Consider the following 24,209-nt stretch of genomic DNA (forward strand, 5'->3'; position numbering starts at 1 on the left):
CACACCCATTCGCCATAATTATGTTTAACCCCTTATAAAACAATAACCTTATCATTTACATGGATTATGGTGATGATGACCTCTTCGCGTTTTACTCGCTGGATGACCCTGTTTGCGCTGGCAGCCACCGTCGCGGTTGCGCTTCCCGCTCGGGCAAACACCTGGCCCCTTCCCCCTCCCGGCAGCAAGGTGGTGGGTGAAAACCGCTTTCATGTGGTTGAAAACAATGGTGGTTCACTGGAAGCGATTGCCAAAAAATATAACGTCGGTTTTCTGGCCCTGCTGCAGGCGAACCCCGGCGTCGATCCGTATGTCCCGCGCGCGGGCAGCGTACTGACCATCCCGTTACAGACTATTCTGCCGGACGCCCCGCGCGAGGGGATGGTGATAAACCTGGCAGAGCTGCGCCTGTACTATTACCCGCCGGGTAAAAACGAAGTGACGGTCTACCCTATCGGTATTGGTCAGCTGGGCGGCGACACGCTGACGCCGACGATGGTCACCACCGTCTCGGATAAACGCGCGAATCCAACCTGGACCCCGACGGCCAACATTCGTGCCCGCTATAAGGCCCAGGGGATCGATCTTCCTGCCGTGGTGCCGGCAGGCCCGGATAACCCGATGGGGCACCACGCGATCCGCCTGGCGGCATACGGCGGTGTTTACCTGCTGCACGGAACGAACGCGGACTTTGGCATCGGCATGCGCGTCAGCTCCGGCTGTATTCGTCTGCGCGATGACGATATCAAAACGCTGTTTAACGTCGTTACGCCGGGAACCAAAGTGAATATTATCAATACGCCGATTAAAGTTTCAGAAGAGCCCGGCGGCGTGCGCCTGGTTGAGATTCACCAGCCATTATCGAAAAACATTGGCGACGATCCGCAGACGCTGCCCATTAACCTGAATGCCGCGATGGTAAGCTTTAAAACGAATGCCAATACCAATAGCGTGGTAATGGAGCGCGCGATGGAAGCCCGGTCAGGTATGCCGACCGATGTCACCCTGCATCACAACGTCGTCCCGCAGTCGATGTAAATCAGAAATAAAAAAACGCCCTGCTCAGCAGGGCGTTTTTTATTGCAGTGGCATAAATGAGGGTTTATGCCCGGCTTATTTGTAGATGACAGCCGTGCCGTGCAGGGTGTTAGGACCGGTCACGGAGGTGATGCGGTAAGATTTTGCACCCATCTCTTGCGCTTTTTGCGCCAGCTGATCTTCCAGGGAACTCAGGTTAGTACCGGCAGAGGCAGAGATTGTCCCAACTTTATGCTGGTCAGCAGGGGTGGATTGCACCTGTACAGCAGCAAAGCTTGCGAAAGAGAGTGAACTCAGAACAGCGGCAGCGATGAGAGTTTTTACGTTTTTCATGATGTTTACCTTTAGCAGATGAATTTGGAGGTCGTTAATCATTTAGTTAACGATCGATAGGTAAATCATAAATGTGATCCAGGTCACGCGTCAACATAATTTTATAACGAGCGTTAACTTAATTTTAAAAGTGTTATTTTTCATACATATATGATTAATTTATTTTTAAGCATTCTGCACTGGTGGTGGGTTGCGTTTATTTTTATAATGGTCATTCACCAAACCAACAGAGGACCACCGGCAAATGACAACCGATGTCACGAGTTGTGCGAAGAAAAGCCGTGGCCGACCAAAAGTGTTTGACAGGGATGCAGCGCTTGATAAGGCCATGACTCTCTTCTGGCAACATGGGTATGAAGCAACCTCGCTTTCCGATCTGGTAGAAGCCACCGGAGCCAAAGCGCCGACGCTGTATGCCGAATTTACCAATAAAGAGGGGCTGTTCAGGGCGGTGCTGGACAGATACATTTCGCGCTTTGCGGCGAAACACGAAGCCCAGCTGTTCTGTGAAGAGAAAAGCGTTGAACAGGCGCTTCGCGACTATTTCACCGCCGTCGCGACCTGTTTCACCAGTAAAGAGACGCCTGCGGGCTGCTTTATGATTAACACCTCTGCCACCCTTGCGGCGTCCTCTAAAGAGATTGCCAATACGGTGAAATCACGGCATGCGATGCAGGAGGAGACGCTCAGCGCATTTCTGGCGCAGCGCCAGCAGCGCGGTGAAATCCCTGCGCAGTGCAACCCTCAGCTGCTGGCGCAATACCTGAGCTGTATTTTGCAGGGGATGTCGATCAGCGCCCGTGAAGGGGCCACGCTGGAAAAACTGCAGCATATTAGCGAAACCACGCTGCGGCTGTGGCCTGAGCTACTGAAAATCTGACGCAAAAAAAAAAGCTCCTCAGCCTGAGCGCATGAGGAGCTAAATTCAGAGAACATCTTTTTTACACTTTGTTATTCAGAACCAGCTGGCCATTTCCATCCAGTGGAATTTGCGTGCCTGGGTCTTTATCCATGCGGATTTTGCCCTGCTGATCGCCAATTTTGTACGTCACGTCATAGCCCAGCATTTTTTCCGACTTGTCATAGACGGTTTTGCAGCGTTGCTGAGTCGTGGTGTAGGTATCATTATCCTGCATCGCGCCCTGCACCTGGTTACCGGCATAGCCGCCACCCAGCGCGCCGACCACGGTCGCCACGTCTTTACCCCGGCCGCCGCCAAACTGGTGACCAATCACGCCACCCGCTACCGCACCCAGAACAGAACCGGCAATGCGGTTTTCATCCTGTACCGGACGACGGTGCGTCACGGAGACGTTGCGGCACTCCTGACGAGGGGTTTTCACGGTTTCTTTAATCGGTGTAGCAGAAACCACCTGTGCATACTGCGGGCCGCGATCTAATACGTTGAGACTGGCAACGGCAGCCACACCTAACGCAGCCGCGACGCCAATCCCTATACCCGCCAACATTGATTTATTCACGGGACTTCCTCCTTTGTTGCTATTGGTAACAATTTTGCAATGGAGGCGACGCTTCGCCAATAAGATAAAGGATCAAAAAAGGGGCGTTGAGAGGAGATATATTGTATTTAGGAGAACTCTTAAGCAGTCAAACTGTGATCTACAGCATGAAATGCTAAAAACTCCCTCCGGAGGGCCCGGAGGGAGTGGAAGATTAGTGCAGCTTCAGACGAGGACGGATCACGCGGTTGATTCTGCCCACCAGCATCATCAGCCCGGTTTTGAAGTAGCCGTGCAGGGCAATCTGGTGCATACGGTACAGGGAGATATACACGAAGCGGGCAATGCGCCCTTCTACCATCATTGAGCCGCGCATCAGGTTGCCCATCAGGCTGCCGACGGTAGAAAAGTTTGACAGCGACACCAGTGAACCGTGGTCTTTGTAGACATAGGCTTTCATTGGCTTGCCTTTGTACTGCGCCAGAATGTTGTGCAGCACCAGGCTTGCCATCTGGTGAGCGGCCTGCGCGCGCGGCGGCACGAATCCACCTTCAGGACGCGCGCAGGAGGCACAGTCACCGATAGCAAAGATTTCAGGGTCACGCGTGGTTTGCAGCGTTGGCTCGGTTACCAGCTGGTTAATGCGGTTCGTTTCCAGACCGCCGATCTCTTTCATAAAGTCAGGCGCTTTGATACCTGCCGCCCAGACCATCAGATCCGCTTTGATATACTCGCCGTCTTTGGTGTGCAGACCGCCTTCGTCGGCGCTGGTCACCATGGTTTGCGTAAGCACCCGCACGCCCAGCTTGGTGAGCTCATTGTGCGCCGCACCGGAAATTCGCGGAGGCAGCGCAGGCAGGATGCGTTCACCGGCTTCAACCAGCGTGACGTTCAGCGCTTCGTTAGTTAACCCTTTGTAACCGTAGCTGTGCAGCTGTTTCACCGCATTGTGCAGCTCCGCAGACAGCTCAACGCCGGTCGCGCCGCCGCCGACAATGGCGATATTAACCTTGCCGTTCGCACCCATATTGCTGGTGTACTTCAGGAACAGGTTCAGCATTTCCTGATGGAAACGTCGCGCCTGGTGCGGGTTATCGAGGAAGATACAGTGCTCTTTCACGCCCGGCGTGTTGAAATCGTTGGAGGTACTGCCCAGTGCCATGACCAGCGTGTCGTACGCCAGTTTACGCTCGGGAACCAGCAGCTCCCCTTTTTCATCGCACAGCTCTGCCAGGGTGATGGTTTTGCTTTCACGGTTGATGTCCACCACCGAGCCCAGCTGGAACTGGAAATGATGGTTGCGCGCGTGCGCCAGATAGCTGAGCGCGTCCACGCCCTCATCCAGAGAGCCGGTCGCCACTTCGTGCAGCAGCGGTTTCCACAGGTGGCTGTGGTTACGATCCACCAGCGTAATTTTGGCTTTTTTACCGCGACCCAGCTTCTTGCCCAGCTGTGTAGCCAGCTCCAGCCCGCCAGCACCACCGCCTACAATCACTATCTTTTTCAATGGCGTAGTCAACGTGACCCCCTCAAATTATTAACCAATTGTTAATTAAAAGTTATAAAAATAACCCTTAATTAACAACAGGTTACAGCACTGAAACCATTCAGGTGCATTGAGAATAACACGTCAGGCGCATTGGTCATACCAAAATTGATATGCATCAAGTTTTGATGGCTTAAAAGTAGACAATTCTGGTCAAAAAGAAAGCCCGGAACGCTTTCGCGGCCGGGCTTTGGGGCTGCGGGTAATTGATTAACCCAGCGTTTTAAACGCTTTGATACGCTGCAGATGCGGAGAGATGTTTTTGAACTTGTGGGTCTGTTCTTCGTCCCAGACGATCTCATAGTAATGATGCAGCAGTTCTGCTGCCCGATGGCTGTTGAGCGCTTCATCATTACGGGAAAGGATCACCAGGCAGCGGTCGCGGTTTTTCTCACGAAAATTGCTGACGCACTTGGTCGCAATATCGACATACTCTTCCGGGCGGTCAATTTTACCTTCCATGTTCTCGTTCGGGAACAGGTTAGGATTGAACACCACCTGGCGAATGTCGCACAGGAAGCCAATGCGCTCCGCCCAGTAGCCGCCCAGCCCCACGCCGCAGATCAACGGGCGATCGTCGACGTTAAGCTGCAACATCTTATCCACCTCTTTGAGCAGATGCTGCATATCATGCTTCGGATGACGCGTGCTGTAGCTGATCAACCGTACATCCGGATCGATAAACTGCAGCTGCAGCACCTTCTCATGATTACCAGGACTGTTTGAGTCAAAACCGTGTAAATAGATGATCATCGTCTTCTCACCACGCTACGCCTTCCGGGAGGGTTTACAGGCTGGCTTTATGTGCCTGCCAGCGCTCATTCAGGTCTTCAAGCCGGGCGTTGACCGTCTTCCAGCGCGCCGAATCCATCAGCTCCTGACAGCTAAATGAACCTTTATGATACAATTGTGTAACACGCTCTGCATTGATCGGCGACAGGTTATCCAGCACGCTAACGGCCCCTTTACGATTATTGCAGACCAGGATCATATCGCAACCTGCATCCAGCGATGCCTGACCGCGTTCAGCGTAGCTGCCCATGATCGCGGCCCCTTCCATCGATAAATCGTCAGAGAAAATCACGCCGTTGAAACCGAGTTCCTGACGCAGAACGGTTTTCAGCCAGTGCGGAGAACCGCTCGCCGGACGCGGGTCGACGTCGCTGTAAATGACGTGCGCGGGCATAATGGCATCCAGCTTGTTATCGGTGATAAGCGACTGGAAAACCGACATATCTTTGGCGCGGATCTCCGCTTCCGGGCGCGGATCGCGCGGGGTCTCTTTGTGAGAATCCGCCGTCACAGCCCCGTGCCCCGGGAAGTGTTTCCCGGTGGTTTTCATCCCGGCATCGTGCATGCCGTCGATGAACCGGGTCGCTACTGCCAGCGCAATACGCGGATCGTCATGGTATGAGCGCTCGCCAATGGCAGCGCTGATATGCCCTACATCCAGCACCGGGGCAAAGCTGATGTCGATATCCATGGCAATCATTTCGCTGGCCATCAGCCAGCCGGCCTCCTGCGCCAGTTTTCCACCCTCTTCCGTGCCGAGCAGCGCGGCAAAAGACTGGGCGGCGGGCAGGCGGGTAAAACCGTCGCGAAAACGCTGCACGCGTCCGCCTTCCTGATCGACTGCTACCACCAGATGATTGCGCGACGCGGCGCGGATCTGACGCACCAGCTCACGCAGCTGCGCCGGATCGTGATAGTTGCGGGTAAACAGGATCAGGCCACCCACCAGCGGATGCGCCAGAATTTCACGCTCCTCCGCATCCAGCTCAAACCCTTCTACATCCAACATGACTGGACCCACATCCACCTCTCTTATCCTTTAGTTTGTAACTGACGCCAGGCATCGTCTGCCAGCGCAATAAATTGTTTGTCTCTGGACTGCCGATAGCGCATTTCAAACCAGCCAGCCATTAGCATGACGACCCAGGGTCGCCAGCGTCTGACCTGACGCGTAAGCGCATCGGGGTCAATATGTGCCACCCGGGCATAGCCCCTGATGAGCATTTGCCGCGCGGCGTCACTCTCCGTCCAGACTGCCGCCAGCTCCAGCGCCACATCGCCATCTCCGGCATACTCCCAGTCGATAAGCCTGATGCCCGCTGGCGTATGAACAATATTCCCGGCATGAACATCCATGTGCAGCGGCGCGAGCCGAATCGGCTGCGGCTCGCCCGTTTTACGCAGCCGCTTGAGATGTGCCAGCCATACTGGGGTACGCCTGTCAGGAAGGGCTTGCTGCCAGTAATGTTCAAGCAGCGGGAATAACGTAATTCGCCATCCCAGACGTGGCTGCCGGTGCAGATGATACAGCATCGCCGCAAGCTCCGGCGTGTCCGGCAGCGCGCTTTTAACGTCACCGTCCAGATAGTCGACGGCCATCCACCCCTGTCTGAAAAAACGAGGGGCAGGCACGAGATCTGACGGAAGACGTCTCAGGGCACGAAACTGACGACGGAAATGGGAGGCAGGAGCAAAGGGGTCGTGATTTTGCCGCAAGACCAGACGTCGTTCGCCCTGCTCTATAATGCAACTCGCGCCGCCAAGCCCGGAGTGGGCCTGCGGCGCGATTAGGCGGTACTGAGGAAAATAGCGCGTCAGAATCTCTTCACGCGTGCCGTCATTGTTGCGTAACCGCACCTTTACCTGACCAGATAATTTCGCCTGTCTGAACCAGCATCAGCTGCATCTGCAGGGCTGGCGTATTCACGTTACCGGTGGCGTTAGAGTAAAGCACATACTGTGCGCCAACGTTACGGGCGATGCCGATCGCTTTGCTGCGTGTGCCGAGGCTATCCTGCGGCGACAGGCCCAGCTGCTGTTTGGCTACCGCGAGCTGCTGAGCCGAGACCAGCGTAAACTTGCCGTTGTTAGCCAGGGCATTGCGCAGGGTTTCCGTCGCTTCACCCGCGTTCAGCGAACCGTTGGTACGGTTGTTGACGCTGTCGACCAGCAACACGCTGCCCGCCGTCACGCCCTGCGCCTGCAGCATTTTGCCTACCATCGGCTGCATTGCCCCGTTCCAGTCGTAATGGCGCACGCGCGGCGTGGGCTGTGACGTCTGGTCCGGATGCTCAATCGGGCCTGGCTGCGCCGGAATAGATGGTACAGACGGCACGGTTGGCTGCTGCTGCGTTGGCGGTGTCGGCTGTTCAGTACCCGGTTTAGCCTCTTCCACAGGCGCAGGCTGTTCAGTTCGGGTCACACACCCTGCGAGAAACAGAGCGAAAGCGGTCACGAGCGCATAGCGGCTCAAATTTTTAATCAAGGTTCACCCCTCAGAGATAAAGATAAAGTCTCACCTTATGCGCACCCAGATAGTTGGCGCTGCCATAGAGCGTTACCGACGACCTGGCCGGAATGGTGACGCTGCGCGGCGCCTCCAGCGGATGCATTTCAAGACCTCTTACGTCATACCAGAAAAAACGGTAGTGAACCGTTACTGGTTCATGTCTTTCATTAAAGAGCGTAGAGGAGGCAGATGAGTTGATTTCACTGATGGTCAACGCGGGCTGTTGCGCCGTGATGCCCGCGGCAAGCACGGAGGATTCCATGACCAGCGTCTGTTCATCATTCACGGGGATCGCCGGACGCGAGCTGCACCCCACAATCATCATCGTCATTACCAGCGCTGCAATACGCCCTTTAAACATGTTAAAGACCTTTATGTGCCAGCATCGGCCCCAGAGGACGTCCACCCAGCAGATGCATGTGAATATGATAAACTTCCTGGCCACCATGACGGTTGCAGTTCATGATCAGACGGTAACCGTCTTCTGCAATCCCTTCCTGTTCAGCGATTTTCGCGGCCACCGTCAGCATACGACCTAATGCCACTTCATGCTCGGTTTTTACGTCGTTTACAGTCGGAATCAGAATATTGGGAATGATAAGGATGTGCGTCGGGGCCTGAGGGGAAATGTCCCGGAAAGCCGTCACCAGTTCATCCTGATAGACGATATCCGACGGAATTTCGCGGCGGATAATTTTACTGAAAATCGTTTCTTCAGCCATGACCTTTTCCTTTTTTGTTTAATCTGGCGCAATGCGTCCGCTGTAAACACACTCCGGGGATCGGTGTGTGACACAATTCAAGAGTATGAGCGAGTTTCTCCTGTCCTTTCAACCTCCTCCCTCGATTTCTTTCCTGAATGTTCATCAGCTGAGCGAAGAGTGACCGCTCGTATGCCTCAACGGGCTGAAACATTATTTCAGTTGTGGTCGACACATTTGTTTACAGCATTAATAGCAATGCGTATATTTCGCATTTGCATTTTCATGCGCATTTTCAACATAGAAAACGACGCCAGCCCGTTTCTGCGGGACTGACGCATACCCTCTACACCGTTAATAAGGGTTTGATAATGTCTTTCATTAATCACACCAGGGATGGGCAACATCAGCCTGTCGCAACGCCTTCGTTGCTGGCAGTCTGCATTGCTATGGCATTGACGCCAGCCACCGCTTTCGCTGCATCAACAGCCGAAGATACCGTCATCGTAGACGAAGGTTTTGACAATACACAGGATCCTTCCGCAAACCAGGCTCAGGATTACAGCGTAAAAACCACCACCACCGGCACCAAACTGTTGCTGGTTCCCCGCGATATCCCGCAGTCCGTCAGCGTGATTAGCCAGCAGCGCATGGCCGATCAGAACCTGCAGTCCATCGGTCAGGTGTTAACCAACACCACGGGCGTTACGGCGCAGGTGCAGGACAGCGATCGTACCGTGTTTTACTCACGCGGGTTCTTCGTTAGCAACTACGCCTATGACGACCTGCCGACCTCCATCAGCGAGGTGTGGAACTTTGGTGATACCGCCGCCGATACGGCGATCTATGACCGCATCGAAGTGGTGCGCGGCGCAACCGGCCTGATGTCCGGTACGGGCAACCCGGCGGCGTACGTCAATATGGTACGTAAGCATGCGGACAGCAATGAATTCAAAGGGAATGTCTCCGCCAGCTACGGCAGCTGGGACAAGCAGCGCTACGTGCTGGATTTGCAGGCGCCGCTGGTAGAGTCCGGCAAGGTACGGGGCCGCCTGATTACGGGTTATCAGGATAACGACAGCTTCGTGGATAACTACCACTACCGGAAAAAATTCCTCTATGGCGTGATGGACGCGGACATCACCGACAGCACCGCCCTCTCTGTGGGATATGAATATCAGGAAAGCCATACCGCCGACCCAACCTGGGGCGGACTGCCGACCTGGTACAGCGACGGAAGTAAAACCGATTACAATCGTAGCCAGACCGTCGCGCCTGACTGGGCCTACTCGGACAAGGACAGCACCCGCATCTTCGCTAATCTGACCCAGCGTTTCGATAATGGCTGGGAAGCGCACATTAACGGCATGCATGCTGAAACCAACTTCGACTCTAAGCTGATGTATATGTCCGGTTATCCGGATAAAGAGACCGGCGCGGGCATGGTGGGCTACGGCGGCTGGAACCGTGGCGAACGTAAACAGGATGCAGTGGACGCTTTCCTGCGTGGCGGTTTCGAACTCTTTGGCCGTCAGCACGAAATGATGTTCGGCGGCAGCTTCAGCCGTCAGCGTAACCATTACGACAACTCAATGCCTGACGCGGTTTATGGCATGGTTGATGTGGGTAACTTTAAGAACTGGAACGGGAACATTGCCGACCCGCAGTGGACGCCGTGGAAGCTCTACAGCCAGGACGACATCCGCCAGTCCTCAGCGTATACCTCCGCCCGCTTCTCGCTGGCTGACCCGCTGCATCTGATCCTCGGCGCGCGTTATACCAACTATAATATTCGCTATAACCCGGCGGGCTCCCCGGACACCCGTCTGGAAAGCACTAAAGATGACGTTACGCCGTACGCAGGCCTGGTCTACGACATCAATGAAGACTGGTCGACCTACGTCAGCTATACCTCCATCTTCCAGCCGCAGGACAAGCGGAACGCCAGCGGACGCTATCTCGACCCCACCACGGGCAAAAGCTACGAAGCCGGTGTGAAGGCAGACTGGTTCAATACCCGTCTTACCACCTCGCTGGCGATTTTCCGCATTGAGCAGGATAACGTAGCAAGCAACACGTATACCTACATGCCGAGCGGTGAGTCGATCTATCAGTCGCTGGACGGCGTAGTGAGCAAAGGGATTGAGTTCGAGCTGAACGGCGCGTTGACCGATAGCTGGCAGCTGACCTTCGGCGCGACTCGCTACATTGCTGAAGATAAGAATGGCAACGCCGTCAGCGCCGATCAGCCGCGCACGACCATGAAACTGTTCACCCGTTATCAACTGCCTATGCTGCCAGCCCTGACCGTAGGCGGTGGCGTAAACTGGCAAAACAAAGTGTGGACGGATGTGGATGGCGCTCCGGCTGGCCGCAACCGTGCGGAGCAAGGCAGCTACGGGCTGGTTAACCTCTTTAGCCGCTATCAGGTCACCAAAGATTTTGCCGTTCAGGCGAACGTCAACAACCTGTTCGACAAAGAGTATTACGATTACGTCGGCTCTTATGTGGTTTATGGTGCGCCGCTGAACGTCTCGGTGAGCGCGAGCTACGACTTCTGAGTGGCAGAAGCCCGGTGGCGCTACGCTTACCGGGCCTACCCATCACCCAGGCCGGGTAAGGCGCAGCCGCCACCCGGCACCATAAACCGCAGGAATAAAAAAGGCAGCCATTCGGCTGCCTTAGTCTCCCCAGGTCACAACTTAGTTGCTGCGGATGTACTCATCCATTTCGGTTTTCAGGTTATCGGATTTGGTACCGAAGATTGCCTGTACACCAGAACCTGCAACAACTACGCCCGCTGCGCCCAGTTTTTTCAGACCCGGCTGGTCTACTTTCGCGACGTCGGCAACGCTCACACGCAGACGAGTGATGCACGCGTCCAGGTTAGTGATGTTCTCTTTACCACCGAACGCTGCGACCAGTGCCGGAGCCATTTCGCTGGTAGCGCCTGCTTTGCTGTCTTCTGTCGCATCTTCACGGCCTGGAGTTTTCAGGTCCAGTGCTTTAATCAGCACGCGGAAGATGGTGTAGTACGCAACCGCATAGCACGCACCCACGATTGGGAACAGCCACAGTTTGCTGCTGTTACCGGACAGAACGATGAAGTCGATCAGGCCGTGAGAGAAGGACGTACCGTCACGCATACCCAACAGAATACAGATTGGGAACGCCAGGCCCGCCAGAATCGCGTGGATAATGTACAGGATCGGCGCAACGAACATGAAGGAGAACTCGATCGGCTCGGTGATACCGGTCAGGAACGAGGTCAACGCTGCGGAGATCATGATACCGCCCACTTTTGCACGGTTCTCTGGCTTAGCAGAGTGCCAGATAGCAATCGCAGCGGCTGGCAGACCGTACATTTTGAACAGGAAGCCACCAGACAGTTTACCTGCAGTTGGGTCGCCCGCCATGTAACGTGGGATATCGCCGTGGAATACCTGACCTGCTGCGTTGGTGAATTCACCAATCTGCATCTGGAATGGAACGTTCCAGATGTGGTGCAGACCAAATGGCACCAGGCAACGCTCGATGAAGCCGTAGATACCAAACGCTACAACCGGGTTCTGGTAAGCAGCCCACTGAGAGAAGGTCTGGATAGCGGAGCCGATTGGTGGCCAGATGAAGGACAGGATCACGCCAGTGAAAATCGCTGCCAGACCAGAGATGATCGGAACGAAACGCTTGCCCGCGAAGAAGCCCAGATACTCAGGCAGCTTGATGCGATAGAAGCGGTTAAACATATACGCTGCAATCGCACCGGAGATGATACCGCCCAGAACACCGGTGTCTGCAAGGTGTTTCGCGGCGATCTCTTCTGCCGGTAAATGCAGAACCAGCGGCGCAACCACAGCCATGGTTTTCACCATGATGCCGTAGGCAACCACTGCAGCCAGCGCAGAAACGCCGTCGTTATTGGTGAAGCCCAGAGCCACACCGATCGCGAAGATCAGTGGCATGTTAGCAAAGACAGAACCGCCTGCTTCGGCCATCACGTGGGACACTACGGCTGGCAGCCAGCTGAAGTTAGCAGAACCGACACCCAGCAGGATACCTGCGATAGGCAGTACGGATACTGGCAGCATCAGCGATTTACCGACCTTTTGCAGGTTAGCAAATGCATTCTTAAACATAATTGAGAGTGCTCCTGAGTATTTGTGCTTTTTTTACGCTTTCACGCATTGGCCCGGGGGGAGTACCGTGCCGTGGACAGGACATCTAAGCGCCCTTTATTTATTACACAGAGTAAAATAATTCCCTCTGAGTTTGTTTGACGGCTATCACGTTTCAGCTTAAGGCGGTCGAAAAACTTTCAGTTATTTACAAAAAGCATGTCCGGATGTGTCTAAAAACACCCTCACCGCCCCAAATGAGGCGGTGAACTTTACTCGCTTTACTTATTAATTACGAGCCTAAAAAAAACAGGTGTATCAGACAGATTGCAGGCGGGCGGGGTCGATATGGAACAGCGTGGAGAAGTTTTCCGTCGTCACGCGGGCCAGCTCATCGATGCTGACGCCCTTCAGTACGGCCATGTACTCAGCCACATCTCTCGTCATAGCGGGCTGGTTCTCTTTACCGCGATGCGGTACCGGTGCGAGATACGGAGAATCTGTCTCCACCAGAATGCGATCGAGCGGAACATAGCGTGCAGCATCACGCAGCTGCTCAGCATTACGGAACGTCACGATCCCCGAAAACGAGATATAAAACCCTAAATCAAGCAGCTTACCCGCCGTTTCTCTGTCTTCTGTGAAACAGTGTAGTACGCCACCGCAATCCGTCACGTTTTCTTCCCGGAGGATCGCCAGGGTATCCGCACGCGCGTCGCGGGTGTGGACGATAACCGGCTTGTTCAACTCCCGGCCAATGCGAATATGGTTGCGGAAGGACTCCTGCTGGCGCGGTTTGGTTTCCGGCGTGTAAAAATAGTCCAGCCCGGTCTCGCCCATCGCCACCACGCCCTCTTCTGCTGCAAGTCGGCGCAGATCCTCAACGTCGTACGCCTCGTCCTGATTCAACGGGTGCACGCCGCAGGAGAACACCACGTTATCGCGAACGCCCACCAGCTTACGCATGGAGCGGTATCCCGGCAGCGTGGTTGCTACCGCAAGACAGAATTTCACATCGCGGGCAGCGGCTTTTGCCAGCACGTCATCCACGTTTTTATGCAGGGATTGATAATCCAGGCCATCAAGATGGCAGTGTGAGTCGACTAAAAACATAATGTCTCTCTCAGAGATGGGAAACCGGCGGTGTGACGCCGGGTTGCAGGTAATGTTCGATACGCAGTAACTGGTCGGTCAGTAAAAGCTCGCGATTAAGACCCGTCACGGTTAAAAGCTGTTCACGACTCTGGCAAATTTCATGGAGCATCGCGTGAAGAATCTTCCCTGAGAGGCGGTTCGCCAGCGTATTCACCAGCAGCCACGCATCCGGGTTGGTCAGAAGCGTTGCCCCCTGCTGGATTTTGAGCGCATCCAGCAGCAAGGAGGCCAGCCAGTGCAGACGCTCAACGGCCCGATCGCTGTTAAGCGCAGGCAGTAAACTTAGCCAGTCGTGACTGTTCAGTGAAGCGTCGACGGCCTGGCAGAGCGTTTCTCGCGCTGACCAGACGTCAGGCTGCAGTAATGCCAGCGCCGCAGCAGGCGCGCCGCTGCTCAGACGCAAGGCGGTCAGCGCGCTCTCAGGTGACGTTGTCACCTCACGCTCAAGCCAGCTCAGCGCCCACGATTCCTGGGGCACCGCCAGGTGATGGAGACGACAACGGCTGCGCAACGTCGCCAGCAATCGTCCCGGGTCACGGCATGAGAGGAAAAACCACGTTTTAACCGGCGGCTCTTCCAGTGTTTTAAGCAGGGCGTTAGCCGCAGCCTCGGTGAGCAGCGTGGCGTCTTTAAGCCAGACCACTTTAGCGCCGCCCAGTCGCGCGTGTTCATACAATTTTTCACCGACTTCACGCACGGCATCAATACCGAGCGCGCTTTTGCCCTTCTCAGGCTCGAGGGTGTAGTAGTCAGGATGCGTGCCCGCCTGCATCAGCTGGCAGCCACGGCATTTACCACAGCTCTTGTGCCCTTCCGGCTGCTGACACATCAGAAAACGGGTGATGGCATAAATCAGCGCATCATCACCCATCCCCGGCAATGCCTGAATCAGTAACGCATGATGCCCCCGACCCGCCTGATAGCTGCCGATCAGCTGTTCAAAGTGTGGGCGCAACCATGGATACCATTTCATGCCTGCTGCTCCTGCACCCACTGCGTAATGGTATGCTGAATGTCACGCGTGACGTCGTCCAGGGACTGCGTCGCATCGATGGTACAAATTGAGCTGTCCTGTGCGGCCAGCTCAAGATAGCGCGCGCGGGTGCGGTTAAAGAAATCAAACGACTCTTGTTCAATGCGGTCCAGCTCGCCGCGCGCGCGGGCACGCTTGAGGCCCACTTCCGGCGTCACATCCAGATAGAGCGTCAGGTCGGGGCGAAAATCACCCAATACGGCATTACGCAGCGTGGCCAGCATTGTCTGGTCGATACCGCGTCCTCCGCCCTGATACGCCTGAGTCGACAGATCGTGACGGTCGCCGATCACCCACTTACCCTCGGCCAGGGCAGGTTTGATAATCGTCTCAACCAGCTGAACGCGCGCCGCGTAGAACATCAGCACTTCGGCTTTGTCAGTGATAACTTCGTCGCCGACGGATTTGATATCCAGCACCAGGCTGCGCAGCTTTTCAGCCAGCTGCGTGCCGCCCGGCTCGCGGGTAAATACCATGTCCGCCACGCCAAGCGCTTTGAGCGTATCCACCACCACGTTGCGGGCGGTGGTTTTACCTGCCCCTTCGAGTCCCTCAATGACAATGTATTTACTGCGCATTTTTTTCCTTAAGTGCCTTCAGATAGTCCTGAACAGAGCGATTGTGGCTGGCAAGGTTGGTGTTAAAGGTATGCCCCCCTTTTCCATCAGCCACAAAATAGAGATACGGTGTTTTAGCCGGATGCGCGGCGGCTTTGAGCGACGCTTCGCTCGGCGTGGCGATCGGGCCCGGCGGTAAACCGCTAATCACGTAGGTATTATACGCCGTTGGCGTCTCCAGATCTTTTCTTGAGATCTTGCCGGTATAGCTCTCACCCATGCCGTAGATAACGGTAGGGTCGGTTTGCAGACGCATGCCGATGCGCAGACGGTTGATAAATACTGACGCCACCCTATCGCGCTCGGCGGCAACGGCTGTCTCTTTCTCAACGATCGAGGCCATGGTCACAAACTGATTCTGATCGCTGTAAGGCAACCCTTCCATTCGCCCCTCCCAGGCGGCATCCACGGCGGCGACCATTTTTTTGTGCGCCCGCTTCAGGATGGCTACATCGGTCGTGCCTGCCGTGTACATCCAGGTGTCTGGCCAGAACCAGCCTTCCACCCATTCCGGATGTTCAAGCTTCAGCGCGTCAGCCACCGTCTGATAGCTATCGTCTTTTAACGTATGTTTGATATACGGCGCATCACGCAGCTGTTTAAGGTAATCGCTCAGGCGCATCCCTTCTACAAACCGCAGGGGGAACTGGGCTTCTTTGCCGCTTTCCAGCAGCTGCAGCATCTCCCTGACGGTCATTCCCGGCGTAAAGCGATAGGTACCGGCTTTGAAATGTGACAGCTCAGGCTCCACGCGCAATAGCCACTGGAATACTCGTGGACGATTGATAATCTTGTCGCCATAGAGCTGTTCCCCCAGCGCCTGACGGCCGGTTCCCGCTTTCAGGGTAAAGATCGTTTCGTCTTTAACCAGGATCTTGCTGTCCGCCAGCTGGCGAACTTTCCATACGCCAGCTCCGCCAGCGACGCCCAGCGCAACGATGAGGATAAGGACAAAGCGCAACATTTTTTTCATGACTATCTGGTTTGCTCACATATCGGGGCTAAAAACTGAAACAGTTCGCGCGAAGACCAGCGTTGTTGGCCATACGCACTGACGGGTACAACAGGCATCAGCGCATTGCAGATGATGACTTCATCTGCGGTCTGTAGCGCGGCTTCTCCTGCGCTAACTTCGACAACGCGAAAGCCAGAGCGTGCCAGCTGTTGCAGACAAAACTGACGCATTAACCCATTTACGCCAGCGTGTTCCAGCGACGGAGTGAATACCTCTTCCCCCTGCCGCCAGAGTAAATTAGCCGCACAGCATTCCGTAATGAACCCTTCGCTGTCAAGAACCAGCGCCTCATCGGCGTCCGTCTGTTCAAGATGAGTACGAATGAGCACCTGCTCCAGGCGATTGAGATGCTTAAGCCCGGCCAGCATCGGGTTTCGTCCCAGCCGTACCGGGCTCAGCGTCAGCGTGACGCCGCCTTCTCGCCAGCGAGAGTAATGCGCGGGATAAGCAGAAACGGAGAGAATACGCGTTGGGTTGATACACGATGCGGCGCTGTAACCCCGGCCACCACTGCCGCGGCTGATGATAACCTTGAGTACGCCGCTGGCCTTCCCGGTTGCCAGCTGGCACATTTCCTGGCGCAGTGTGTCCCAGTGCGTAAAGGGGATCATGAGCTTTTCACAGCCATGCTGCAGGCGTCGAATATGCGCCTCCAGCAGGCAGACATCGCCATCCAGAATGCGCGCCGTCGTAAAGCAACCATCACCGAACTGTATCGCCCTGTCGCTGGCAGGCAGCGTGTCCTGCTCAAGGCCATTGATTAAAAACATGGTGGCTCCTTATGCGTGGGCATTTAGTCTGGCAGGATGTCATGCAGCCGACAAGAAGATTAGGCTTAATAAAAAAGGCCCGGCAAGCGGACCTTTTTAAACGCTATCGGGACGTCAGGATCAGATCTTTTTGAAGATCAGAGAGCCGTTGGTGCCGCCGAAGCCGAAGGAGTTACACAGGGTGTACTCCATACCGCTAACCTGACGCGCTTCGTGAGGAACGAAGTCCAGATCGCAACCTTCATCCGGGTTATCCAGGTTGATGGTTGGCGGAACAGCCTGATCGCGCAGCGCAAGGATGGAGTAGATTGACTCTACTGCACCCGCCGCACCCAGCAGGTGACCGGTCATGGACTTCGTGGAGCTCACCATTACGCGGCTGGCAGATTCGCCGAAGATAGACTTAACCGCCTGAGCTTCAGCTTTATCACCTGCTGGCGTAGAGGTGCCGTGCGCGTTCACGTAGCCAATTTGTGCTGGGGTAATACCCGCATCACGAATCGCGTTTTCCATCGCCAGCGCAGCACCCGCGCCGTTCTCAGGAGGAGACGTCATGTGGTAAGCATCGCTGCTCATGCCGAAACCAACGATTTCAGCATAAATTTTCGCACCGCGTTTTTTCGCGTGTTCGTACTCTTCCAGCACGATCATGCCCGCCCCGTCGCCCAGCACGAAGCCGTCACGGTCTTTATCCCACGGACGGCTCGCCGCCTGCGGGTTATCATTACGGGTAGACAGCGCACGCGCCGCACCAAAACCGCCAACACCCAGCGGAGTACTGGCTTTTTCAGCACCGCCCGCAACCATAGCATCTGCATCGCCGTACGCGATAATGCGCGCGGCCTGGCCGATGTTATGTACGCCAGACGTACAGGCGGTCGCGATAGAAATGCTTGGCCCACGCAGGCCGAACATGATGGTCAGGTGACCCGCCACCATGTTAACAATCGTGGACGGAACGAAGAACGGGCTGATCTTACGCGGGCCGCCATTCATCAAAGATGTATGGTTTTCCTCGATCAGGCCAAGACCGCCAATCCCGGAGCCGATAGCGGCGCCGATACGGGTTGCGTTCTCTTCCGTAATCTCAAGGCCAGAATCCTGCATGGCCTGAACGCCAGCGACAATTCCATATTGAATGAAGGCATCCATCTTGCGCTGTTCTTTGCGCGAGATGATCTCTTCACAGTTAAAATCCTTTACTAAGCCAGCAAATTTCGTTGCATAGGCGCTAGTATCGAAATGGTCGATTAGGCTGATGCCGCTCTGACCGGCAAGGAGAGCTTTCCAGGTGGACTCTACGGTATTGCCGACAGGAGACAACATGCCAAGTCCGGTCACAACTACACGACGCTTAGACACGTTTGTCCTCCAGGGAGGGATAAAAAAAGAGATTCGTGGGACTAAAAAAGATAAAACTCAGGCGGTCGAATGACCGCCTGGAGATGTTCACTTACGCCTGGTGACCGTTGATGTAATCAATGGCAGCCTGAACGGTGGTGATCTTCTCAGCTTCTTCGTCCGGAATCTCAGTATCAAACTCTTCTTCCAGAGCCATTACCAGCTCAACGGTGTCAAGAGAATCTGCGCCCAGGTCTTCAACGAAGGAAGCGGAGTTCACAACTTCTTCCTGCTTAACGCCCAGCTGTTCGCCGATAATTTTCTTAACGCGTTCTTCGATAGTGCTCATACTCTTAAATTTCCTATCAAAACTCGCTTTCGCGATGGTTTTCGTAGTGTATAAAATGTTGAAAAATTTGCAACTAAATCCCGGCAGTTCTTACCACGATTTTACGTTATTTTGAGGCCATTCGCCCTAATAACGCAAATATTTTTCATCGTGGTTAAACCATATACATCCCGCCGTTGACGTGGAGGGTCTCACCAGTGATGTAACCCGCTTCGTCAGAGGCTAAAAATGCAACCGCGCTGGCGATTTCTTTAGGGTCGCCAAGACGACCCGCCGGAACTGCCGCCAGCGTACCCGCACGCTGCTCTTCAGTCAGCGCACGCGTCATGTCCGTTTCAATAAAGCCCGGAGCAACAACGTTTACCGTAATACCGCGGGACGCAACTTCACGCGCCAGCGACTTACTGAAACCAATCAGACCTGCTTTCGCCGCAGCGTAGTTAGCCTGACCAGCATTTCCCATGGTACCAACCACAGAACCGACAGTGATAATACGACCATGACGCTTTTTCATCATAGCGCGCATTACCGCTTTTGACAGACGGAATACAGATGACAGGTTGGTTTCGATGATATCGTTCCACTCGTCGTCTTTCATTCGCATTAACAGGTTATCGCGAGTGATCCCGGCATTGTTTACCAGAATATCCACTTCGCCAAACTCTGCGCGAATATTTTCCAGAACAGATTCGATAGATGCAGGTTCAGTCACATTCAGTACCAGACCTTTACCGTTTGCACCCAGATACTCGCTGATGGCCTGAGCGCCATTCTCGCTGGTTGCTGTACCAATCACCTTCGCGCCGCGCGCAACCAGTGTTTCAGCAATTGCACGCCCGATACCGCGGCTTGCGCCAGTGACCAGGGCGATTTTTCCTTCAAAACTCATGGTATTCCTCTTTTATTGCGAGAGTGCCGCTGACATCGCTTCCGGCTCGTTAATCGCCGAGGCTGTCAGGGTGTCAACAATACGTTTTGTCAGACCGGTGAGGACTTTACCTGGGCCGACTTCATACAGATGCTCAACGCCCTCCGCTGCCATAAACTCAACGGTTTTAGTCCACTGTACCGGGCTGTAGAGCTGGCGAACCAGTGCGTCACGGATAGCTTCCGGCGTGGTTTCGCATTTCACATCGACGTTATTCACAACGGAAATCGTCGGTGCGTTAAACGTAATTTTTTCGAGCTCAACCGCCAGTTTCTCGGCAGCAGGCTTCATCAGCGCACAGTGAGACGGCACGCTGACCGGCAGCGGCAGCGCACGCTTAGCACCGGCTGCTTTACAGGCCGCACCCGCACGTTCAACCGCTTCTTTATGACCGGCAATAACTACCTGGCCCGGCGAGTTGAAGTTTACCGGAGAGACAACCTGGCCTTCAGCAGATTCTTCACACGCTTTTGCAATTGCAGCGTCATCCAGACCGATGATGGCAGACATGCCGCCCGTGCCTTCCGGCACCGCTTCCTGCATGAATTTACCGCGCAGTTCAACCAGACGTACCGCGTCAGCAAACGCGATCACGCTGGCACACACCAGCGCAGAGTATTCCCCCAGGCTGTGACCCGCGAGCAGCGCTGGCGCTTTACCGCCCTGCTGCTGCCAAACGCGCCACAGCGCAACGGACGCGGTCAGCAGCGCTGGCTGAGTCTGCCAGGTTTTGTTCAATTCTTCGGCCGGACCCTGCTGGGTCAGCGCCCATAAATCATAACCCAGTGCATCAGAAGCTTCACGGAAAGTCTCTTCAATAACCGGATAGTGTGCTGCCATTTCAGACAACATCCCAACGGTTTGAGAGCCCTGGCCCGGGAACACAAAAGCAAATTGCGTCATTTTTTATTCCTTATCCTAGAAACGAACCAGCGCGGAACCCCAGGTGAACCCGCCACCGAAGGCTTCAAGCAAGACCAGCTGGCCCCGTTTGATTCGTCCATCGCGTACCGCTTCATCAAATGCGCACGGTACCGACGCCGCAGAGGTATTGCCGTGACGATCCAGCGTCACCACAACGTTATCCATCGACATGCCGAGCTTTTTAGCGGTCGCGCTGATGATACGCAGGTTCGCCTGATGCGGCACCAGCCAGTCGAGCGCGGAGCGCTCAAGGTTATTCGCTTCCAGCGTTTCATCAACGATGTGCGCAAGCTCAGTCACCGCCACCTTGAACACCTCGTTCCCTGCCATAGCCAGGTAAATCGAGTTGTCCGGATTAACGCGATCGGCGTTAGGCAGAGTCAACAGTTCGCCGTAGCTGCCATCAGCATGCAGATGCGTCGAGATGATACCCGGCTCTTCGGACTGCCCCAGCAGCACCGCGCCCGCACCATCACCAAAAATAATGATCGTTCCGCGATCGGTTGGGTCGCAGGTGCGCGCCAGCACGTCAGCACCGATCACCAGCGCATATTTAACGGCACCGGATTTCACGTACTGATCGGCAACGCTCAGCGCATAGGTGAAGCCTGCGCACGCGGCAGCGACGTCAAACGCCGGGCAGCCTTTGATGCCGAGCATGTTCTGCACCTGGCACGCCGCGCTTGGGAAAGCATGCGTGGCAGACGTCGTGGCGACCACGATCAAACCAATCTGTTCTTTATCAATGCCCGCCATTTCGATAGCACGCTGTGCGGCTTCGTAACCCATGGTCGACACGGTTTCGTCTGGCGCGGCAATACGACGTTCACGGATACCTGTGCGCGTGACAATCCACTCGTCAGACGTATCTACCATTTTTTCCAGATCGGCGTTGGTACGCACTTGTTTTGGCAGGTAGCTGCCGGTACCTAAAATCTTCGTATACATGTAAGCTCAGTCACTTTTAGCTAATACAGATTCCAGGCGAGCGGCAATCCGCTGAGGGACTTGTCGCTGCACCGCCTGCACTGCCTGTTCAATCGCGACAGCAAATGCTCGCTGATTGGCGGCGCCATGACTCTTAATCACGATGCCGCGCAATCCTAACAGACAGGCGCCATTATACTGGTCGGGGTTGAGGTGACTGAATCGCCGCGTCAGGCTCTTTTGTAACCAACGCTTCAATAAAATTAGCCACCAGGCGCTTTTTTTGCCTTCTCCCTGCGATTTCAGCAGAGAAAGAAACATGCGCACGACCCCTTCCATGGTCTTCAACGTGACGTTTCCGGTGAAGCCATCGCACACCAGAACATCCGTTTTACCCGTCAACAACTCATTGGCTTCGAGATAACCAATATAGTTGATGGAGGGAACCTGTTTGAGCAATTCAGCCGCTTCGCGAATGCTGTCCAGGCCTTTGGTCTCTTCTTCACCAATGTTCAGTAACGCAACACGGGGAGTGTTGATCCCGACGACTTCTTCTGCCAGCACCGATCCCATCACGGCAAACTGAGCCAGCATAGTACTATCACAGTCGACGTTAGCGCCCAAATCGAGCACCACCGTTTTGCCCTTCTGCTGATGCGGTAACACCGTCACCAGCGCCGGACGCTCAATACCTTCAATAGGTTTGAGCAGTAATTTCGACAGCCCCATCAGCGCGCCGGTATTCCCCGCGCTGACGCAAGCCTGGGCTCGCCCTTCTTTCACCAGCTCCAGCGCTATCCGCATAGAGCTGCCACGACTATTGCGAATAGCCTGCGAGGGTCGGGCATCACTGGCAATAACTGACTGCGCAGGAATAATCTGCAGACGCGAACGTTGTTCAAAGTCAGCTTTTGCGAGTAATGGCGTGATTGCGTCGGGATTACCGACTAAAAGAAGTGTGAGTTGCGAATTAGAATTCAGTGCCTGCAATGCTGCAGGCACTGTCACGGAAGGGCCAAAATCTCCCCCCATGACATCTAACGCCAGGGTTAGACGTGTCAAGGTATCGTCGCAGCCTGGTTCGGTAAATTCCCCGTTTGCACGGGGAAATCCTCACTAAGCCTAATCACGCTTGCGCGTGATTACTTAGTGATAACCTTGCGGCCGCGGTAGAAACCGTCAGCGGTGATGTGGTGACGCAGGTGTTTCTCACCAGAAGTCTTGTCTACAGACAGGCTGGTAACTGCAGTCAGCGCGTCATGGGAACGACGCATGCCACGTTTGGAACGGGTTGGTTTATTCTGTTGTACGGCCATGGACCTTACTCCTCAATTACTTACGCTTTAAGCTGGCTAATACGGCAAATGGGTTTGGTTTTTGCGCTTCATCAGGCAGTTCCCCAAAGACCATGTCCGCCTCGGACACTTCACAGTGTTCAGAATCATGCACCGGAACCACTGGCAAGGTGAGGATGATTTCATCTTCAACCAGAGCCAGAAGATCGATTTCACCGAATTCGTTAACCTCAATCGGCTCATACGCTTCCGGGAGTGCTTCAGCCTGTTCGTCAGAACGAACCGGACTGAAACAATACGTTGTGTGAACATGCTGTACAAACGGTTTCCCGCAACGCTGACACTCGAGCGTTACCGTCACCTTTGCATCACCGGTTAAAACGGCGAGACGCTGGTTGTCGATAGCGAACGACATGGAGCATTCTACATCACTGTCCACACTGACTACGGATTCGGCAATACGCTCAGCCTGATCGGAAGTATAGATACCTTCGTAATCGAGGCGTTTTTGAGCCGTACGAACCGGATCAAGAGTCAGGGGTAATTTTACCTTTTGCATAGGGCGCGCATATTAACTTTGTAACGTCATAGAGTCAAAGAAAAAGGCAACCAGAGCTGCCTTTTGCCAATTATTCGCACACATTGCGGCCTGTAGTTTAAAATGGCTGGCATCGATACGCTATATCTGGTGATAAAAATATGCCAAATCTCGTCCTTGCTTCCACTTCTCCCTACCGCCGAACGCTGCTGGAAAAACTCGGGATCCCGTTTGAATGCGCCGCGCCAGAGGTTGATGAGACGCCACAGCCGGGCGAGTCGCCGCGTCATCTGGTGACGCGTCTTGCTAAGGAGAAAGCGCAGTCGCTGGCCGCACGCTATCCTTCGCATTTGATTATAGGCTCCGATCAGGTTTGCGTGCTGGACGGCGAAATCACCGGCAAGCCCCATACGGAGCAGAACGCCTGCCAGCAGCTTCTGCGTGCGCGAGGCACGATCGTGACCTTTTATACGGGCCTGGCGCTCTATAACTCCGCCACCGGCCATCTGCAAACGGAGTGCGAGCCGTTCGACGTACACTTCCGCCATCTCAGCGAGCAAGAGATCGTGGATTATGTGCGTCGGGAACGACCGCTGAACTGTGCGGGGAGTTTTAAAAGTGAAGGCTTGGGGATTGCGCTGTTCGACAAGCTGGACGGTCGCGATCCCAACACGCTGGTGGGGTTACCGCTGATTGCCTTGTGTCAGATGTTAAGACGAGAAGAGTGTAATCCGCTGACCATGTGACTGGGACGCTGCGGCCTGATGCCCTCACCCCGGCCCTCTCCCACAGGGAGAGGGAGCAAACATTAAAAACGGCAACA

General features: G+C 54.8%; 27 protein-coding genes. 4 read left to right on the top strand and 23 right to left on the bottom strand.

Annotation, left to right across the window (positions count from 1 at the left end):
- Positions 1 to 72 precede the first annotated feature (72 nt).
- Positions 73 to 1,038, top strand: coding sequence for a L,D-transpeptidase LdtC (gene ldtC / locus NQ230_RS14570; protein WP_257258056.1), 966 nt, complete (start codon positions 73 to 75; stop codon positions 1,036 to 1,038).
- Between the two features lie 75 nt (positions 1,039 to 1,113).
- On the opposite strand, the gene bhsA is transcribed toward ldtC, so the two are convergent.
- Positions 1,114 to 1,371, bottom strand: a complete 258-nt coding sequence (gene bhsA / locus NQ230_RS14575; RefSeq protein ID WP_032639138.1) for a multiple stress resistance protein BhsA — start codon at positions 1,369 to 1,371, stop codon at positions 1,114 to 1,116.
- A 244-nt stretch (positions 1,372 to 1,615) separates the two neighbouring features.
- Here bhsA and NQ230_RS14580 point away from each other — a divergent pair, with 244 nt between their 5' ends.
- A complete protein-coding gene (locus NQ230_RS14580) occupies positions 1,616 to 2,251 on the top strand; it encodes a TetR/AcrR family transcriptional regulator (protein ID WP_029739866.1) in 636 nt (211 codons plus the stop codon).
- A gap of 61 nt (positions 2,252 to 2,312) precedes the next feature.
- On the opposite strand, the gene NQ230_RS14585 is transcribed toward NQ230_RS14580, so the two are convergent.
- From NQ230_RS14585 to hinT, 8 genes are all read right to left on the bottom strand, one after another.
- A complete protein-coding gene (locus NQ230_RS14585; RefSeq protein WP_008500779.1) occupies positions 2,313 to 2,852 on the bottom strand; it encodes a glycine zipper 2TM domain-containing protein in 540 nt (179 codons plus the stop codon).
- Between the two features lie 193 nt (positions 2,853 to 3,045).
- A complete protein-coding gene (locus NQ230_RS14590; RefSeq protein ID WP_257258057.1) occupies positions 3,046 to 4,350 on the bottom strand; it encodes an NAD(P)/FAD-dependent oxidoreductase in 1,305 nt (434 codons plus the stop codon).
- A gap of 237 nt (positions 4,351 to 4,587) precedes the next feature.
- Positions 4,588 to 5,130 (bottom strand): alpha/beta hydrolase YcfP, encoded by a 543-nt coding sequence (ycfP, locus tag NQ230_RS14595; protein ID WP_008500781.1) that lies wholly within the window; start codon positions 5,128 to 5,130, stop codon positions 4,588 to 4,590.
- 34 nt (positions 5,131 to 5,164) lie between these two features.
- Complete coding sequence (nagZ, locus tag NQ230_RS14600) at positions 5,165 to 6,190, bottom strand: beta-N-acetylhexosaminidase (protein ID WP_257261346.1); 1,026 nt, start codon at positions 6,188 to 6,190, stop codon at positions 5,165 to 5,167.
- An 11-nt stretch (positions 6,191 to 6,201) separates the two neighbouring features.
- On the bottom strand, positions 6,202 to 7,026 hold the full coding sequence (gene thiK, locus NQ230_RS14605; protein ID WP_257258058.1) for a thiamine kinase: 825 nt from the start codon (positions 7,024 to 7,026) through the stop codon (positions 6,202 to 6,204).
- Positions 7,007 to 7,651, bottom strand: a complete 645-nt coding sequence (lpoB, locus tag NQ230_RS14610; RefSeq protein ID WP_103791505.1) for a penicillin-binding protein activator LpoB — start codon at positions 7,649 to 7,651, stop codon at positions 7,007 to 7,009. Before lpoB ends, thiK begins: the two co-directional genes overlap by 20 nt.
- A gap of 13 nt (positions 7,652 to 7,664) precedes the next feature.
- A complete protein-coding gene (locus NQ230_RS14615; RefSeq protein ID WP_121425900.1) occupies positions 7,665 to 8,039 on the bottom strand; it encodes a YcfL family putative periplasmic lipoprotein in 375 nt (124 codons plus the stop codon).
- A 1-nt stretch (position 8,040) separates the two neighbouring features.
- Positions 8,041 to 8,400: a purine nucleoside phosphoramidase gene (gene hinT, locus NQ230_RS14620; RefSeq protein ID WP_006809243.1), complete on the bottom strand. Its 360-nt coding sequence runs from the start codon at positions 8,398 to 8,400 to the stop codon at positions 8,041 to 8,043.
- 350 nt (positions 8,401 to 8,750) lie between these two features.
- Between hinT and fhuE the strand changes: the two genes are divergently transcribed.
- Positions 8,751 to 10,940, top strand: a complete 2,190-nt coding sequence (gene fhuE / locus NQ230_RS14625; protein ID WP_121425899.1) for a ferric-rhodotorulic acid/ferric-coprogen receptor FhuE — start codon at positions 8,751 to 8,753, stop codon at positions 10,938 to 10,940.
- Between the two features lie 141 nt (positions 10,941 to 11,081).
- On the opposite strand, the gene ptsG is transcribed toward fhuE, so the two are convergent.
- The 14 genes from ptsG to yceD form a co-directional block, all read right to left on the bottom strand.
- Positions 11,082 to 12,515: a PTS glucose transporter subunit IIBC gene (gene ptsG / locus NQ230_RS14630; protein WP_121425898.1), complete on the bottom strand. Its 1,434-nt coding sequence runs from the start codon at positions 12,513 to 12,515 to the stop codon at positions 11,082 to 11,084.
- A 297-nt stretch (positions 12,516 to 12,812) separates the two neighbouring features.
- A complete protein-coding gene (locus tag NQ230_RS14635) occupies positions 12,813 to 13,607 on the bottom strand; it encodes a metal-dependent hydrolase (protein WP_257258059.1) in 795 nt (264 codons plus the stop codon).
- Positions 13,608 to 13,617: 10 nt separating this feature from the next.
- Positions 13,618 to 14,622: a DNA polymerase III subunit delta' gene (gene holB, locus NQ230_RS14640; RefSeq protein ID WP_121425897.1), complete on the bottom strand. Its 1,005-nt coding sequence runs from the start codon at positions 14,620 to 14,622 to the stop codon at positions 13,618 to 13,620.
- Positions 14,619 to 15,260, bottom strand: a complete 642-nt coding sequence (tmk, locus tag NQ230_RS14645) for a dTMP kinase (RefSeq protein ID WP_029739872.1) — start codon at positions 15,258 to 15,260, stop codon at positions 14,619 to 14,621. The genes holB and tmk overlap by 4 nt, the downstream gene beginning before the upstream one ends.
- The gene (yceG, locus tag NQ230_RS14650) at positions 15,250 to 16,272 is read right to left on the bottom strand and encodes a cell division protein YceG (protein WP_121425896.1); all 1,023 of its coding nucleotides are present in this window, start codon (positions 16,270 to 16,272) and stop codon (positions 15,250 to 15,252) included. Before yceG ends, tmk begins: the two co-directional genes overlap by 11 nt.
- A gap of 2 nt (positions 16,273 to 16,274) precedes the next feature.
- Positions 16,275 to 17,084, bottom strand: coding sequence for an aminodeoxychorismate lyase (gene pabC / locus NQ230_RS14655; protein ID WP_257258060.1), 810 nt, complete (start codon positions 17,082 to 17,084; stop codon positions 16,275 to 16,277).
- A 120-nt stretch (positions 17,085 to 17,204) separates the two neighbouring features.
- Positions 17,205 to 18,446, bottom strand: a complete 1,242-nt coding sequence (gene fabF / locus NQ230_RS14660; RefSeq protein WP_023335279.1) for a beta-ketoacyl-ACP synthase II — start codon at positions 18,444 to 18,446, stop codon at positions 17,205 to 17,207.
- A gap of 91 nt (positions 18,447 to 18,537) precedes the next feature.
- Positions 18,538 to 18,774 (bottom strand): acyl carrier protein, encoded by a 237-nt coding sequence (acpP, locus tag NQ230_RS14665; RefSeq protein WP_003857954.1) that lies wholly within the window; start codon positions 18,772 to 18,774, stop codon positions 18,538 to 18,540.
- A gap of 154 nt (positions 18,775 to 18,928) precedes the next feature.
- A complete protein-coding gene (gene fabG, locus NQ230_RS14670) occupies positions 18,929 to 19,663 on the bottom strand; it encodes a 3-oxoacyl-ACP reductase FabG (RefSeq protein ID WP_028019048.1) in 735 nt (244 codons plus the stop codon).
- Between the two features lie 12 nt (positions 19,664 to 19,675).
- Complete coding sequence (gene fabD / locus NQ230_RS14675; RefSeq protein ID WP_257258061.1) at positions 19,676 to 20,605, bottom strand: ACP S-malonyltransferase; 930 nt, start codon at positions 20,603 to 20,605, stop codon at positions 19,676 to 19,678.
- Between the two features lie 15 nt (positions 20,606 to 20,620).
- Complete coding sequence (locus tag NQ230_RS14680) at positions 20,621 to 21,574, bottom strand: beta-ketoacyl-ACP synthase III (protein WP_252453315.1); 954 nt, start codon at positions 21,572 to 21,574, stop codon at positions 20,621 to 20,623.
- Between the two features lie 6 nt (positions 21,575 to 21,580).
- Positions 21,581 to 22,615 (bottom strand): phosphate acyltransferase PlsX, encoded by a 1,035-nt coding sequence (gene plsX, locus NQ230_RS14685; protein ID WP_060568787.1) that lies wholly within the window; start codon positions 22,613 to 22,615, stop codon positions 21,581 to 21,583.
- An 80-nt stretch (positions 22,616 to 22,695) separates the two neighbouring features.
- Positions 22,696 to 22,869: a 50S ribosomal protein L32 gene (gene rpmF / locus NQ230_RS14690; protein WP_003857964.1), complete on the bottom strand. Its 174-nt coding sequence runs from the start codon at positions 22,867 to 22,869 to the stop codon at positions 22,696 to 22,698.
- A gap of 16 nt (positions 22,870 to 22,885) precedes the next feature.
- Positions 22,886 to 23,407, bottom strand: a complete 522-nt coding sequence (gene yceD, locus NQ230_RS14695) for a 23S rRNA accumulation protein YceD (RefSeq protein ID WP_014883375.1) — start codon at positions 23,405 to 23,407, stop codon at positions 22,886 to 22,888.
- A gap of 140 nt (positions 23,408 to 23,547) precedes the next feature.
- Here yceD and NQ230_RS14700 point away from each other — a divergent pair, with 140 nt between their 5' ends.
- Positions 23,548 to 24,132: a Maf family protein gene (locus tag NQ230_RS14700; RefSeq protein WP_257258062.1), complete on the top strand. Its 585-nt coding sequence runs from the start codon at positions 23,548 to 23,550 to the stop codon at positions 24,130 to 24,132.
- Positions 24,133 to 24,209: the final 77 nt, after the last annotated feature.

This window comes from Enterobacter asburiae (assembly GCF_024599655.1).
GTDB classification, from domain to species: domain Bacteria; phylum Pseudomonadota; class Gammaproteobacteria; order Enterobacterales; family Enterobacteriaceae; genus Enterobacter; species Enterobacter asburiae_D.